Genomic DNA, 15,501 nt, shown 5'->3' on the forward strand with positions numbered 1-15,501 from the left:
CATGATCTCTTCGAACCACGTGATCAACCCCGGCATCTACAAGACGATTCCCTACGACAGCCTGAAGGACATCACGCCCATCGCGGTGCTGGCCACCGTGCCGCTGGTGCTGGTGGTGAACCCGGCCTTGCCGGTGAAGAACGTGGCCGAGCTGGTCGCGCATGCCAAGGCCCACCCCGACGCGCTGAACTACGGCTCGGCCGGCAACGGCAGCACGCTGCACCTGGCGGGCGAGCTGCTGGTGAGCGAGACCGGCATCCGCATGAAGCACGTGCCCTACCGCGGCACCGGGCCGCTGATCACCGACATGATCGGCGGGCAGGTGCAGCTGGGGTTCGTGTCGATCTCGCAGGTGGCGCCGCAGGTCAAGGCCGGCACCTTGCGCGCGCTGGCGGTGAGCACCGGCACGCGTTCGGCCGCGCTGCCCGACGTGCCGACGCTGGCCGAGGCCGGCGTGCCGGGCTACAGCTTCGATGCGTGGATTGCACTGGTCGGGCCGGCGGGCCTGCCCAGCCCGATGGTGGAGAGCTACCACGCCGCCATCAAGGCCGCGATGGCTTCGCCCGAGGCGAAGACCGCCATCGCCGGGCAAGGGCTCACCGTGCTCGACAAGGGACCGGACACCGCGCCCGCCTTCTTCCAGGCCGAGCTGGCAAAGCACCAGAAGCTCGTGAAGCTCTCGGGCGCGACGCTGGACTGAACCCAGTGATGCGCACCTCCGATCTCTGTGACCAGCACGGGGACGCCGTGCTGGTTTGCAACGCGCCTTTTATTTCCTACGGCGGATGCCGCGCGGCGACAGCGCGCATCGCGTGCGTCAGGACTTTCGAGGATGCGTCTTTAATACGCAAGACGCTCGAAATGCCCGGCGAAGGCCGCCTCCTGGTCATCGACGCACGCGGCTCCTTGCGTGCCGCAGTGTTCGGCGATCGCATGGCCTCGATCGGCATCGCCAATGGCTGGCGCGGTGTGATCATTAGCGGCGCGGTCCGCGATGTCGAAGCATTGTCAGCGCTCGATCTCGTTGTGCTGGCGCTGGGCCGGGTTCCTCGGCGCGGCGGCGGAATTGGCGTTGGCGAAAGCGACGTCGAACTCGACATCGGCGGCATCGCGTTCGCCCCCGGTGACACCGTCGCGCTCGACGACGACGGACTCATCGTACTGCGCGACGCGCCTCACCAGGGCCAGCTGTGAATGCGTCGGTGGCACAAGTAGCATCGACTGACGTGTAGTGACACAGTGCGCGCCGGTCCGGCGACATGGCGAAGATGCAAGAGCCCCGAGCCGAAGCCAGAGCGCGCAAGCAGGAATACCGCAAGACCGGCATCCGGGAGAAGGCGGCGTACCCGTTGCTGGTGATCAAGCGTCAGTTCGGCCTCACGAAGGTGCCGTCACGGCCTCAACACCGATCAATACACGCGCCCATACGACGTTGCACGAAGAGATCGCAATGCGTCCACGCCTTAAAACTCAACTGCTGCAATCGCTCGAAGAGGTTGAACGCGAGGCCGTTCCGCAGCAGCGGGAGTTCGTCTCGAAGCTCGCGCATGACTGTTGGCGTCGGCCCCAATCATCAGCAAGCGGCGGCTGTAGCGGTCGGCGAACGTGCCTCCAACGGGGCCGAGTAGCGCCCTGCGGCAACAGTGCCGCCGTACCAGCTGTTGCGAGCGCGGACAGGCTCCCCGTCTTGTCGGTGATCCACCACGGCAGCACGAACTGCGTGAGTGCTGAACCCAGAAGTGAGAACGCCTGACCGATGAAGACGCACCAGAAGCGAAACTGCCAAGGCGTCACCGCATCTACTGCGTCTTGCGCAGCGGAGATACCGCCACTGGTCAGGCTGGCGTCTGCTCGCAGTGACATTCAGCTTGCCCACGCGCTATGCGGTTCAACCGGGCTGGCCGTTGGCTCAACGGTTTTCTCAAGCAGCCCGCCTCCAAGGGCTTTGTAGAGCAAGACCGCATTGCCGATCTCGTTACGACGCAGGTCGAGCAAGGCTTGGCTGGCGGCATAAAGCTGGCGCTGGGCATCGAGCAACTCCAGTCGCCCCTCAAGACCGTATCGGTGACGCAATGTGGAGAGATCGAGACGCTTTTGCGCGCTCGCGACTACCCGGGTCTGGGCGTCGATCTGGCGACCATAGGTCGCGGTGCCGGCGAGGCCGTCGGCCACTTCACGGAAAGCCGTCTGGACGGCCCGCTCGTACTCCAGGATGGCGGTCGATTTGCGTATCTCCGCGAGCCGCAACTCGGCTCGCAAGCTGCCGCCCTGGAATAGCGGTTGGGTGATCTGTGGCGCAAATCGCCACGTACGATGGTCGGCGCCCACCAATCCGCTCAAGGCGGGGCTTGCGTACCCCAAGGACGCAGTGAGTGACAGTCGGGGAAAGAATGCCGCGCGCGCGGCACCGATGCTTGCGTTGGCGGCCGCGAGGTTTTGCTCGGCTTGCCGAATGTCAGGTCGCCGGCTCAAGAGATCCGATGGCAATCCGGCAGGCAGGCGGGTGACGACCGGGGGATCTTCCGGCATCCCGATCCCTAGCAGGTCCTCGGGGATCTCTCCGCCAATCAACAGTTGCAATGCATTGCGGGACTGCGCCAGCGCGCGTTCGCGAGCCTCGAGATCGGCTTCAGCCGTCGCAACCTGGCCTTCGGCCTGCGCTACCTCCAGCCCGCTGTTCTGGTCAGCCTGCTTGAGCCGCCGCGCGAGGTCCAGCGATTGTTGCCAGCCGGCGAAGGTTCGTTGCGACAGCTGCGACTGGCTGTGCGCCAGCCGTTCGGAAAAGCAGGCATCGGCCACCGCGGAGACCAGTGATAGCTGAACGCTGCGCCGCCCTTCGTCGCTGGCCAGGTAACGCGCAAATGCAGCGTCCGACAGCGATCGGACACGACCGAAAAGGTCGATCTCGAAGGCGCTCAGACCCAGGGCCAGGCTTGTTTGCTCCTGGATGCTGGAGCGCGGCGCGGCCGTGCTGCCTGGATTGCCGGCGCCCAGTGCACGCTCGCGCGATGCCGAGCCATTGACCTCCAAAGCCGGCAGCCTGCTTGCGCGCTGAACGCGAAACTGGGCCTGCGCGGCCTCGACGTTGAGCGCGGCAATTCGCAGGTCGCGGTTGTTGGCCAAGGACAGTTCGATCAGTCGCTGCAGCTGTGAATCCTTGAACATCGTCCGCCAGCCAAGGTCGGCGGCATGAACGCCGGGCGCGGCATCATGGGCCTGCATCGGAAACATTGCGGGGACCGGTGTGTCGGGCGTTACGAGTTTCGGCGCCAAGGAGCATCCCGAAAGTGCCAGCACCAGGGGAAGTAGAAGAAACCGCATGAATCAATCCTCTGCAATCTGGGGCAGCGCCCGCTGTGCGTGGCGCGTGGCGCGCCGCTTTCCGATGCGTTCCTGGAGTCCCAATACCGAGACGAAGAACACCGGCACGAAGAACACCGCGAGCAATGTGGCGCTCACCATGCCGCCGAACACACCGGTGCCGATGGCGTGCTGGGTCGCGGCGCTCGCCCCCATGGCAATCATCAAAGGCACGACACCCAAGGCGAACGCCAGCGACGTCATCAGGATCGGCCTCAGCCGCAGGCGCGCCGCCATCACAGCCGACTCGACCAACCCCTTGCCCTGCTCGCGCAGCTGCTTGGCAAACTCGACGATCAAGATCGCATTCTTGGCCGACAAGCCTATGACGGTGATCATTCCCACCTTGAAGAACACGTCATTGGGCAGGCCTCGCAGCAGCACTGCGACCACCGCGCCGATCAGCCCCAGTGGCACGACGAGCATGACCGACACAGGGATGGACCAGCTTTCATACAAGGCGGCCAGCACCAGAAAGACGACCAGCATGGACAAGGCCATGAGCATCGGTGCCTGCGAGGCCGACTCGCGCTCTTGCAGCGATTGCCCCGTCCACTCCACGGCGAAGCCCTTCGGAAGCTGTGCGGCCAGCCGCTCCATCTCGGCCATGGCGTCGCCACTGGATACGCCGGGCGCCGCGTTGCCCGACAACCGCGACGTAGGGTAGCCCTGGTAGCGCACCAGTTGCAGCGGTGTCTCGCTCCAGATCGGCGTGACAACTTCGCGCAACGGCACCATGGCGCCGCTTGCGTTGCGAACATAGAGCTTGAGCACGTCATCGAGTTGCATGCGCGCTGGCGCATCGGCCTGGATGATGACCTGCTGCATGCGCCCTGCGTTGGGGAAATCGTTGACGTAGAGCGAACCCATGGCCGCAGACAGGGTGTCGCTGATATCGCCGAAGGACACGCCCAGTGCCTGAGCCTTCTGCCGGTCAATGTCCAGCTGGATGCTGGTGCCCGCAGGCAAACCGTCCGGATAGACCGCCGTCACGAGCTTGCTCTGTGCCGCGAGCTGCAACAGCTTGGCCTCAGCCGCCTTCAGCGCCTCATGGCCCTGGTTGGCCCGGTCCTGCAATCGCAGGGCAAATCCCGACGAGTTGCCGAGGCCCTCGATCGCCGGGGGCATCAGGCTCATCACCGTGCCTTCGGCTGACTGCGACATCGCCTGCTGCGCCTGAGCGACCTCCTCCTGGGCGGTCGCGCCGTCGCGATACTTCCAGTCCTTGAGCATGGTGAAGGCCAGGGCTGCATTCGGCCCCGAGCCGGAGAAGCCGAAGCCCAGGATGGATAGGCTGTCGCCGATGCCTGCACGTGCGGCTGCATGCTGCTCGAACTTCTTGACCACATCGAGCGTGCGTTCGGTCGTTGCGTCCGACGGCAACTGAAACGACGTCATGAAGTAGCCTTGGTCTTCCTCAGGAAGGAAAGCCGATGGCAACTGGCGGAATGCGAACACCAGCACCGCCGCGATCACCGTAAACGCAATCATCACCCGGCCGGCGCGTTTGACCAGCAAGACCACCCCCGATTCATACTTCTGCGTCAAACGATCGAAAGAGCGGTTGAACCAACCGAACAAGCCACGCCCCTCGTGATGGCCTGGCGCCACTGGCTTGAGTAGCGTGGCGCACAGTGCGGGCGTCAGGCTGAGCGCGAGAAACGCGGAAAACAGGATGGACACGGCCATGGACAGCGTGAACTGCTTGTAAATCACGCCCACGGAACCGCTGGCGAAGGCCATGGGAATGAAGACCGCCGTCAACACCAAGGTGATGCCCACGACGGCACCCGTGATCTCCCGCATGGCCTTGGATGTGGCTTCCTTGGGTGACAAGCCTTCGGAGGCCATCAGGCGCTCGACGTTCTCAACAACCACGATTGCGTCATCCACGATGATGCCGATCGCCAGCACCATGCCGAACATCGTGAGGACGTTGATCGAGAAACCGGCCAGCAGCATCACGGCGAAAGTTCCGAGCAGCGCGATGGGTGCCACGATGGCTGGGATCAACGTGTAGCGGATGTTCTGCAGGAACAGGAACATCACCAGAAACACGAGCGCCATGGCCTCCAGCAAAGTATGGACAACCTTTTCGATGGAGATCTTCACGAAGGGCGCGGTCTCGAACGGAACGGAGTACTCCATGCCCTGGGGGAGGCTTTGACTCAACTCGTCCAGTCGCTTGCGCACACCTTCGGCCGTCTTGACCGCATTGGCACCGGGCGACAGTTGCACCGCGGCCGCCGTGGCAGTCTTGCCGTTCTGGCGATTCACGAAGTTGTAGGACTGCGCACCCAACTCAACACGCGCCACGTCGCTCATCACGACTTTCGACCCGTCAGCGTTGGCGCGCAGCACAATCCCGGCGAACTGCTCGGGGTTCTGAAGCTGTCCCTGCACCGTCAGCGGAATAGTCACACGTTGGCCCGGCAACGAAGGAGAGTCGCCCACCCGGCCTGGCGCAATCTGCGCATTCTGGCGGCTGACCGCACTGGACAAATCGCTCATCGAGAGGTTATAGGCGGTCAGTTTGGCCGGGTCGACCCAAATGCGCAGGGCACGCTCTGCGCCAAACAACTGCACCTTCCCCACCCCCTCGATGCGCCGCAACTCTTCGGTGATGTTGCGCGACATGTAATCGCTCAACGCGATCTCGTCGAAGCGACCGTCTGAAGAAGTCAGGCCGACGATCATCAGGAAGCCGGAGGACGCGGACTCGACGTTCACGCCGTTCTGCCGCACGACCTGCGGCAAACGCGGCTCGATCGCTTTGAGTCGGTTCTGTACGTCCACCTGCGCCATGTCGGGCTCGGTGCCCGGCTTGAACGTCGCCACGATCTGAGCGGCCCCGGAAGTATCGGCGGACGACTCGAAATAGAGCAGGTTCTTGACACTGGAGAGTTCGCGCTCGATCAGCCCGACCACCGCGTCGTTCATTGTCTGAGGTGAAGCACCGGGATAGGACGCGGAGACATTGACCGTCGGGGGCGCGACGGAGGGATACCGTTCGATCGGTAGCTTGGGGATGGCGATCAATCCAAACAGGATGATGAACGCAGCGACGACCCAGGCAAACACCGGGCGGTTGATGAAAAACTGAGGCATGGTCTCTAATTTCCTCTGGCTCAGCGCGCTTCGTCGCCGAGAGCCGGTGCCGCCTTCGGCAGCGCGCTCGGTGTGGCCAGCGCGCCATCGGTCAGCCGCTCCATTCCCTCCGTCACGATCTTCTGGCCCGCACGCAATCCGTCGCGGACGCGGTACTGCCGGCCAATCAGTTCACCCAGCTGAATGGATGTCAGATGTGCTTTGTTTCCCTGATCGAGGACCCAGACTTTGACCTCGTTGCCGTTGCGCACCACTGCTTGCTGCGGAACCATCAACGCGTCTGGGTAACTACCCCGCGGTACACGCGCGCGTACGAACATGCCGGGCAACAGATCACGCTTCGCGTTGTCCACGAGAACACGCACCAGCACGTCACCCGTCCCGGCATCCACATTGACGCCGGAAAAGAGAATGCGCCCCTTGACGGGGTAAGCCACTCCGTCGCTGCGGAGAATGGCCGCCGGAAGTCCCTGGTTGTCGGCCGACCTCTTTGAAAGTACGTCGCGCATGGCATCCAGCGTCGAGGCCGGCTGCCTCACATCGACGTAGACCTGGTCAATCTGCTGGACACGAGCCATGGGGTTCGTGTCGCTCGCGCCGACCAGCGCACCCTCCGTGACAAGGGCCTGATCGATTCGACCGGCAATTGGCGCATCGACGGTGGAAAACTGCAGATCGAGTCGTTTGCGCGAAAGCGTGGCCTTCGCCTGCGCGACGTCGGCGAGAGCCTGGTCGCGCTGCGTGACCGCGTCGTCGTATACCTGTCGGCTTACGGCCTCGGCATCCAGCAAAGGGTGCAGCCGATCAGCTTGCACCTGCGCCCGGTTGCGCGCGGCTTCCGCACGCTTCAGCGCCGCCGCGGCACTCTCCACATCCGCTCTGAAGGGAGCTGGGTTGATCTGGAAAAGCGGTTGGCCCGCCCTGATCTCTGCCCCCTGTTCAAAGAGACGCCGTTGGACGATACCGCTTACCTGAGCACGGATCTCTGCCGTACGCACCGCGGCAACGCGCCCAGGCAATTCATCCACCGCGTCCACACGGGTCTGCGACAGCGCGATGACCGACACCTGGGCAGGTGGTGCGGCGGCCTCCGGCGCTGAGTTCTCGCACCCTACGAGCGCGAGAGACGCCAAAGCCGCGAGAGACTTCACGCCCCATTTTTTTTGAACCCAATCGATTTTCATGTCCGTCAGAAACCCTGTGGCGCAGCAATAGTGCTGAAAGTCGGGGAATTCTGCGGACGAGGAATGGGGAAACCGTCAACGAATTGTGTAGATATGATGGACGCGATTGAATTGATGGAAATACACCAATATGGCTGACTCTCCGAGTCATGAAGTGCCCGGAACGGCCCGCATGAGACAGCCTCAGGCGCTCGTCCTCGTCGCTGAAGATGAACCCGAGATTGCCGACATACTGACCGCCTATCTCACGCGCAGTGGATTGCAAGTCGTTCATGCAGCAGACGGGCGCCGGGCATTGGAAATGCACATGACGCTCAAGCCTGACCTCGTCTTGCTGGATGTGCAGATGCCACACGTAGACGGCTGGCAAGTCCTCTCCGAGATTCGGCACCGCGGTGGTACGCCCGTGATCATGCTGACCGCGCTGGATCAGGACATCGACAAACTAATGGGCCTGCGCATCGGCGCTGACGACTATGTCGTCAAGCCGTTCAATCCCGCTGAAGTCGTGGCGCGCGCACAGGCAGTGTTGCGGCGAACATCCAACGAGCAGCCGAGTCAGATCCGCAAGGTGATGCGCGTGGACATCTTCAAGATAGATCTGGATCACCACGAGGTGACGGTTCAGCTCGAGCGCCGCGCACATTCGCTTTCGTTGACGCTGACCGAATTCAAACTCTTGGCACACCTCGCACGATCGCCCCGGCAGGTGTTCAGTCGAATCGAATTGCTGACTCATTGCCTTCCTGAGGGAGACACACTCGAGCGGACCGTGGACAGCCACATCAGCAAGCTGCGCAAGAAGCTGGAAGACCTCGACGTGAACGGCGTTCCAGCCAGCGTGCGGGGAGTCGGCTACAAGTTTGGAAGCACATCGTGAAGATGCCCACGGGGCTCAGCCGGCAAATTGTCTTGTCCATGGGGGCCGTGGTACTCGGGGTCATCCTGCTGGTCATCCTGGGCTCCTATGCGTTCTATGCGGCGCTGTTCAACTTGTGGCCCTCCCAGGCTCCCGTCGTCGGCGAATGGCTGCCTTCGAAAGTGGAATGGCTGTGGATGGTGCTGACAACCTTTGCGGCGCTGGCGCTCGCCGTGGCCGTGGCCATCAAACTCTCTCGGCGAATTCTCGAGCCGCTGACATCCGTGGCCGACAGCCTGCGCGATCTCGCACGCGGAAACCTGGGAGTCAGGGCGGTCGCCGGCGATCGTTCGCTTGGGGAGGCTGCACTGCTCGTGGACGACTTCAACGTCATGGCAGAGCGCCTGCAGCGCATGACGAAGGAACAACTGTTCTGGAACGCTGCGATCGCCCATGAACTTCGCACCCCCGTCACCATTCTTCAGGGCCGGCTCCAAGGGCTCGCAGACGGAGTCTTCGAAGCGAATGAACAGCAGTTTCTCAATCTGCTCTCTCAAGTCAAGAACCTGGCCCGGCTGATTGAGGATTTGCGCGTTGTGGGGCTGGCGGACAGCGGCCATCTCCAGCTTCACTTGACCGACGCCGATATTTCCCTGGAGATCGACTCATTGCTACAGCTGCTACGGCCCCGCCTGGCGTCCGCTGGCTTGATTCCTGTCGTTGAACTCGATTCTGAGCACGTGCGCTGTGACCCGGCCAGGATCCGGCAAGCCTTGTTGGCCTTGTTGGAGAACGCGCGACGCCATGCCGTACCCGGTTGTATCCGTATTCGAGGCTGTGAGCGGGATGGTTGGTACCGATTGAGTGTGGAAGACGACGGCCCCGGCATCGCTGATGATCTCGTAGCTCATGTGTTTGATGCGTTCCAGAGAGGCAACTTCTCACGCTCCCAGGACGGTGCGGGAAGCGGATTGGGACTTGCAGTCGTGCGGGCAATCGCGCAGTCGCACGCAGGAGAAGCAGCATGCCGCCGCTCTCCCCAAGGGGGTTCGATCTTCGAGCTCAGTTGGCCTGCTCACTCGCAGTGAGAAGACAGAGATGGTATGCAAGACTATCCAGGTCTCGCATGATCTGCTCCCCGATCGTCCAACTCGCAACGCCCTCGAGTCGGCTTGACCCGTCGCGTACGCCCGTGAAGTCTGGGCAGCAGCACGGCTGCTGAGTGCGTGCAACGAGCCCGGGCATCGGTCGCGGCCGACTCTCAGATCCTCTGCCCGACTGGCCGGCTCCTTCACCGCTCGCGCAACGCCTGTGCTGGGTACCTTGACGCCATGGCGAGAGCCGGAGAAGTGCAAGCGGCGCGCTCTGCGAGCATCGGCCTTGATGGTATCGCTATCGACAGCAACGCCATCATCTTGAACAATCCCCGCGTTCATACAGCGACGCAGGATGGAGCCGAAAAGAAACAGTTTTGCGCCGCCATGGCGAATGTTCGTTCGATCCATCGATTCTCCATCGACTCGCGACCGACTGTGAACACGTGCGTCGCACCATCAATCAATCACATTCAGATGATTGAGGACGATGTTCATACGCACGAAAGACCTGTTAGAGCCGAGTATAGAAGCGCACCAACTCTCGGCGAGGCATGCACACAACGAGCCACCGAACCCGGACAGGGACCTGCATCACCCAGCAGACCCGAAGCAACGCAAAGGCAATCAAAATTTGTTGCTGTCTCAACTTGCAATCGTCTGCTTATTGACCGCATGTGGACAGCCAGCCCCAACCGCCTCCATCAAATCGGTTATCGCAAACCCGGAACGGCTACGTGAGCTCAATGACGTCTTTGAATGTGACACCGCCAGGCGAAACGATGGGGTATGCAAGGAGATCGCCCAACTCATGCACAAGCGCCGCGTCATTCGTGTTCTTCGCACACGCGAGATCGGTGCGCAAAGGCCCGACATGGCTGCGTTTCGCCAAGAGGTATGCCCCCAACGAGAACTTCTACAGAAAGAAGTGCCTTTGGTCCCGGCACGCTTCGCGCTGCGCACAGTCCTTTGATTAGCCAGTTGTCAGTTCGCTTCCCGATGTGAACGGACGCACTGGTCGGTGCATCATCTGGCCGGCCTACTTCCTCGCAAGACATGCACATCGCTCACCTCTGCCGTCGCGATCGTTTCGCTGGCATTGTTGAGGGCGCACACGCGCGTCAGGATCTTCGACTGGGATTTGATCGAAACCGCATCGCTCGCGCCAGCCGCAAGCGGCGTCGCAAAGCTGAAGCGGCCATCGGCAGCGATGGGCAGATCGTCGCCGGCGTTGTTTTGCAATACCAAGCCCGTCCCCAGGAGGCCACCGACCGTGCCGGTCACAGAATAAGTGGGTGCCGTCAGAGGCGGTGAGGCTTCAGCAGGCGGCGAGGTCTCGGCAGTCGGTACGGATGAGGGCGCAGGAGATGCGGGGAAACTGGGGAAGAAGCAAGAGTCACCGCCGCCCCCTCCGCTGCACGCACCAAGCGCAAGTGCGACGGTTAGAGCGAAGACGTAGCCGGCGCGATGCACGCGGGATCGCAGTGAGGGGACGGCCGGTGACGACGCGCCGCGCGAAGAAGCGGGAAAGAGGGAAAGAGGGACATCGAGAAGCTCGGCGGGGAAACGTTTTGCGGCGAGCCTGGAGGCTGTCGAGGCCGATTTCCGAAGCCATTCCCGAAAACAAGTAGAGGGGTCCCAGCGCGTCGAAGTCCGACGACGAGGAAAACGAAGTCGCCGCCTCAACCCGCTTTGAGCGGGTTATCTTTTGAACTTCAACTGGCGTTCATCGCCCGGAAGGCGTAGTGTTCGCCCGTGCGCCAGAGACTTGATTCCTGCTTCGCGAATGCGGTGCAGCTCCGGCCGGCACCGGTGCTTCAACTACTTTCATAACAAGGAGTCTCCGTGAAGAAAAGTCTCGTCCTCAGCGCCGCCCTCGGCGTTCTCTCCCTCACTCTTGCCGCCGGGGCGTTGGCCCAGGGGTCTGGCGCCGTCGCTTGCGCACAGACCGATGCAGCGCAGGTCAGCGCGCTCTTCGACCGCTGGAACAGTTCGCTGCGCACGTTGGACCCCGACAAGGTGGTCGCCAACTACGCGCCCGACGGCGTTCTGCTGCCGACCGTGTCGAACAAGCCCCGCACCAACCCGGCCGAGATTCGCGAGTACTTCGTCAAGTTTCTCAAGAGCAAGCCGCAGGGAAAGATCGACCAGCGCATCATCAAGATCGGCTGCAACGTGGCACAGGACGTTGGCACCTACACCTTCCGCTTCAAGGACGGCGGCACGGTGCACGCGCGCTACACCTATGTCTACGAATGGGTGAATGGCCAGTGGCTGATCGCGCATCACCACTCGTCGGCGATGCCCGAAGTACGCAAACAGTCGGGCATTTCGTCTTGACGCTCCGGTTGGTTGTTCGCTGATACCGTGGGCGGCGCGAATGCCAGCGCCAACCTGTACTCGCTGATCGAGACAGCCAAGGCCAACAACGTCGAACCCTATCGGTACCGGGTCGCCTCGTTCAAGAAGCTGCCGCTGGCGCAGACCGTCGACGACGACGAGGCACTGCTGCTGCCCTGGAACATCGGGCTCGGCGGCGCGCAGGCCTCCCTGCGCGCATTGGCTCCGACACCGCGCGCGAGGGCGTGGTTCATTGAGCGCTTACCGTCATCCGCCGCACGCGCCTGCGTGCTCAACGCCTTTACGGCGAGGAGCGCGCAGTCGGGAACCTGCCGCCAGCAAACCGGGCGGAGCCACGACCGATGCATCGACGATTTTCAAGATCCGCGCGGCCACGGGAAAAAGCGGCGCAGTGAAGAGCGGGCGCCTGCACGAAGGACCGCTGCAGCGTGCGTGATCGAACTCGGGCTGCAGGGGGCGCGCCGCCCATGGGTTCCGCAGCAAGGGTGCCGAGGCCGAGGCTTCCCCCCTCACCACGCATACCCCGCCTGAACCCGCGCCGCCACCCGGCTCCCGTTCCCGCTGCTCGTCGCCGTCGACAGTCCTGCTCCCAGGTTCAGGTTGTCGTTGACCTGATAGCCGAAGGCGATGCCCACGCCAGACGCGCCCGCGTAGTTGCCGACGGCCGCGCCCACCCACTTCCTGCCTGTTGGCAGCATCGGCATCGACGGCATGGCCAGCGCCGCCGCGACGCCCTGTGCGGCAAAAGCATTGGCCTGGCTGGTCGCGTTGGCCACGGCCTGCTGCAGCTGGTTGACGTTGACGGCGTCAGTGCCCAGCACGCCGGGGGCAACATTCGTGATGCCGCGCAACTGGTTGGTGACGGCATTGCCCACCGACACGGTGTTGTCGCGATCGGCCACCGAGCCCTGGCCCAGCGCCACCGCGTTGTTGCCGCTGGCCAGCGTGTTGGCGCCCAGCGCGACGGCGTTGTTGCCGCTGGCGATGGCGTTGTTGCCTACGGCGGTGGTGGGATCGGCCAGCGCCTTCGCGCCCGCGCCGATGGCGACCGAGCCCGCGTGATCGGCCCGCGCGCCGTTACCCACGGCCACGGTGTTGTCTGCGTTGGCCTGTGCATTGGTGCCCATCGAGGTGCTGCCCGCGCCGCTCGCGCCAGCGCCCGGGCCGCACGCCACGGAGCCGCCCGCGTTCACCGCGCACACGCCACTGGACAGGGCCTGGTTCATCAGCGCCTGCAGCGCGTTGACCTGCTGCACGGTGAAGTTGTTCGCGGTGGTGACGGCCGTCTGCTGTGCCTGCTGTACCTGGCCGACGTTGGCCGCGTCGGTGCTTGCCTGTCCGGCGGCCACGTTGCTGATGGTGGTGCCCGCGCCGCCGTTGGCGTTGAGCTGCAGCGAGGTGCCGCCCACGCCGTACTGCGCCGAGTTCTGCGCAACGCCCAGGGCCGTGTTGGACGTCTGCTGCACCGTGTAGAGCTGGCTGCCGTTGACGGCATCGGTGCTGGTGGCGTTCACCGCGCCTGCGCTGACGTTGACGAGCATGCGCGTCTGGCCCGCCGAGCCGAAGGAAACGGTGTTCGCCGCCGTTGCGACCGCGTTGGCGCCAATGGCCACGCTGTTGGTCGCGCCGCTCGCGACCTGGCTGCCGGAGCCAACGGCCACGCCGCCCGTGGCCAGCGCCGATGCGCCGGCCGATCCGTTGTACGCGCCGCCGATCGCGGTGCTGCCGTTGCCCGACGCCACCGCGCCCCGAGTGGTGCCCGAGGCGCTGCCGATGGCGATGGCCGAGGTGCCCGACGCCTGGGCGCCGCTGCCGCCGGCCTGGCCACCGAAGCCGCAGCAGCCGTCGCTACCGCTGGCGCCCGCGCCGACGGCGACGGCACCGCTGGCCGAGGCGCTGGCTCCGCTGCCGCCTGTGCCTCCGGTGCCGCCGGCAATTCCCTGGGCGGCGGTTCCACCACCGCCGATGGCGGTTGCGCCGCTCGCTGTGGCGCTGGCGCCAGCGCCGCCCACGCCGCCGGTTCCGCCAGCGTCGCCGGTGCCGCCATTGCCGCCGGCGCCCACCGCGGTCGCGCCATCGGCGGTGACGGTCGCCGCGGCGCCACCAGCATTGCCCGTGCCCCCTAGGGACGGCACCCCCGCGCTTCCGCTCGTTCCGCCAGCGAAGCCATCGGCAAAGGCGCTGCCCGCAGCGAGCAGGGCGATGGCGGACAAGCACCGGAGCGTGCGCCGCAACCGCCGCCGCCCTCCGGTGACTTTGGGTGGGGCGCCGCTGGCATCGGCCTGAATGAGCATGGGGTTTCCTGTGATGAAGAACGAGAAAAGGAGGACGGCGAGCAATCCGGACGCGGGCGAGCGTATCGTTTGGTTTCCAGTGGAGCCATACCCGAAAACAAGTAAATCGGAGGCTTGCTGCAGGGGCTTGCGTTCTGCCGCCAACAGACTTCCTGCAAGCGCTCGATCAACCACGCGCAAGGGCGTTGTTCATTGAGCGCTGACGGCAAGCCGTCAGTGGCGATCGTTCGATCGCACGCCTCCTGCTTTCATGGGGTTCGCCAGCCGGCGCGGCTGGCTACCATCGGCAGCACACCGAGGGAGACCCACCGTGCGTCGTATTCATTCCAGCCATTGGCGCATGCCGACAACGGCAGTTGTTGCTGCTGTCGTCTGCGCGAGCGCCCTCGCCTCCCCCACGTCCAACGAATACCTGCCATGCCACGCGCTTGCCGCGCGCACGCTGCAGTCGTGCCTCGACGCCAGCCCCGGCGCCCAAGGCACGCCGTGCTGGCCGGAAAGCCGGCGTGCGCGCGACCGTTGCTACGCCGAGGTGCGTGCATCACACGACCGGCACAACCCGCGGACCCAGGCGATGCGCGAGGCGGCCGAGCGCGCACAGCGCGAACGCGCCAAGCCCTGACGCGGCGTCAGGGACGCCGCGGCCCGTCCGGCGGCGACAACAGCCCCGCCACCTCCATCGCGTCGATGATTCGACCCACGTTGAACGCCACGCTCCGGCCCGCCGCATCAAGCCGCAGGTCGGGACTCGCGGGCGCCTCGTAGGGCGAGTCGATGCCGGTGAAATCCGGCAGTTCTGCGCGCCGCGCCTTGCGGTAAAGGCCCTTGGGGTCGCGCTGCTCGGCCACGGCCAGCGGCACGTCGACGAACACCTCCAGGAATTCGCCGGGCGCGAACAGCCGCCGGGCCATCTCGCGCTCCGAGCGGAACGGCGAGATGAAGGCGGTGAGCGTCACGAGGCCGGCGTCCACCATCAACCGGGCGACCTCGGCGGCGCGGCGGATGTTTTCCACCCGCTGCGCCGCCGAGAAGCCGAGGTCGCGGCACAGGCCTGAGCGCACGATGTCGCCGTCGAGCAGGTAGGTGTGCTTGCCGCGCGCGTGCAGTTCGTTGCACACCGCGTTGGCGATGGTGCTCTTGCCCGAACCTGACAGCCCCGTGAACCACAGCACGGCCGGCCGCTGCCCCAGCAGGCCGGCGCGCGCGGCCTTGTCCAGGTCGAAGGCAGGACACAACGGCTC

At 64.4% G+C, this 15,501-nt stretch carries 11 protein-coding genes and 2 pseudogenes; 7 read left to right on the forward strand and 6 right to left on the reverse strand.

Annotation, left to right across the window (positions count from 1 at the left end):
* Together BM013_RS26290 and rraA are read left to right on the forward strand one after the other, a co-directional pair.
* A partial coding sequence (locus tag BM013_RS26290; RefSeq protein WP_143098338.1) for a Bug family tripartite tricarboxylate transporter substrate binding protein occupies positions 1 to 700 on the forward strand: 700 nt, incomplete at its 5' end.
* 8 nt (positions 701 to 708) lie between these two features.
* Positions 709 to 1,194, forward strand: a complete 486-nt coding sequence (gene rraA / locus BM013_RS26295) for a ribonuclease E activity regulator RraA (protein ID WP_093130618.1) — start codon at positions 709 to 711, stop codon at positions 1,192 to 1,194.
* Positions 1,195 to 1,863: 669 nt separating this feature from the next.
* Here rraA and BM013_RS26310 read toward each other — a convergent pair.
* The 3 genes from BM013_RS26310 to BM013_RS26320 are packed head-to-tail and all read right to left on the reverse strand — an operon-like array spanning position 1,864 to position 7,652.
* A complete protein-coding gene (locus BM013_RS26310) occupies positions 1,864 to 3,321 on the reverse strand; it encodes an efflux transporter outer membrane subunit (protein ID WP_093130620.1) in 1,458 nt (485 codons plus the stop codon).
* A 3-nt stretch (positions 3,322 to 3,324) separates the two neighbouring features.
* Positions 3,325 to 6,468, reverse strand: coding sequence for an efflux RND transporter permease subunit (locus BM013_RS26315; RefSeq protein ID WP_093130621.1), 3,144 nt, complete (start codon positions 6,466 to 6,468; stop codon positions 3,325 to 3,327).
* 20 nt (positions 6,469 to 6,488) lie between these two features.
* Positions 6,489 to 7,652: an efflux RND transporter periplasmic adaptor subunit gene (locus BM013_RS26320; RefSeq protein WP_093130622.1), complete on the reverse strand. Its 1,164-nt coding sequence runs from the start codon at positions 7,650 to 7,652 to the stop codon at positions 6,489 to 6,491.
* A gap of 172 nt (positions 7,653 to 7,824) precedes the next feature.
* Here BM013_RS26320 and BM013_RS26325 point away from each other — a divergent pair, with 172 nt between their 5' ends.
* A complete protein-coding gene (locus BM013_RS26325; protein WP_256220037.1) occupies positions 7,825 to 8,532 on the forward strand; it encodes a response regulator in 708 nt (235 codons plus the stop codon).
* 2 nt (positions 8,533 to 8,534) lie between these two features.
* A complete protein-coding gene (locus BM013_RS26330; protein WP_371280989.1) occupies positions 8,535 to 9,599 on the forward strand; it encodes an ATP-binding protein in 1,065 nt (354 codons plus the stop codon).
* A gap of 1,032 nt (positions 9,600 to 10,631) precedes the next feature.
* On the opposite strand, the gene BM013_RS26335 is transcribed toward BM013_RS26330, so the two are convergent.
* Positions 10,632 to 10,889, reverse strand: a complete 258-nt coding sequence (locus tag BM013_RS26335; protein WP_093130625.1) for a hypothetical protein — start codon at positions 10,887 to 10,889, stop codon at positions 10,632 to 10,634.
* A gap of 561 nt (positions 10,890 to 11,450) precedes the next feature.
* Between BM013_RS26335 and BM013_RS26340 the strand changes: the two genes are divergently transcribed.
* Together BM013_RS26340 and BM013_RS41855 are read left to right on the forward strand one after the other, a co-directional pair.
* Positions 11,451 to 11,945, forward strand: a complete 495-nt coding sequence (locus BM013_RS26340) for an SgcJ/EcaC family oxidoreductase (RefSeq protein WP_093130626.1) — start codon at positions 11,451 to 11,453, stop codon at positions 11,943 to 11,945.
* Positions 11,946 to 12,497 (forward strand): annotated as a pseudogene (locus BM013_RS41855) (transposase domain-containing protein); the annotation flags it as partial.
* Here the strand turns inward: BM013_RS41855 and BM013_RS26350 are convergent.
* On the reverse strand, positions 12,476 to 14,101 hold the full coding sequence (locus BM013_RS26350) for a YadA family autotransporter adhesin (protein ID WP_256221697.1): 1,626 nt from the start codon (positions 14,099 to 14,101) through the stop codon (positions 12,476 to 12,478). The pseudogene BM013_RS41855 and the gene BM013_RS26350 sit on opposite strands and share 22 nt — an antisense overlap.
* Positions 14,102 to 14,570: 469 nt before the next feature.
* Between BM013_RS26350 and BM013_RS40640 the strand changes: the two genes are divergently transcribed.
* Positions 14,571 to 14,882 (forward strand): hypothetical protein, encoded by a 312-nt coding sequence (locus BM013_RS40640; protein WP_143098339.1) that lies wholly within the window; start codon positions 14,571 to 14,573, stop codon positions 14,880 to 14,882.
* A gap of 7 nt (positions 14,883 to 14,889) precedes the next feature.
* Here the strand turns inward: BM013_RS40640 and cysC are convergent.
* A pseudogene (gene cysC, locus BM013_RS26355) lies at positions 14,890 to 15,486 on the reverse strand (adenylyl-sulfate kinase); the annotation flags it as partial.
* Between the last annotated feature and the right edge of the window lie 15 nt (positions 15,487 to 15,501).

Origin of the sequence: Variovorax sp. OK605 (assembly GCF_900115445.1) — a bacterium.
In the GTDB taxonomy this organism is placed as follows: Bacteria; Pseudomonadota; Gammaproteobacteria; order Burkholderiales; family Burkholderiaceae_C; genus Variovorax.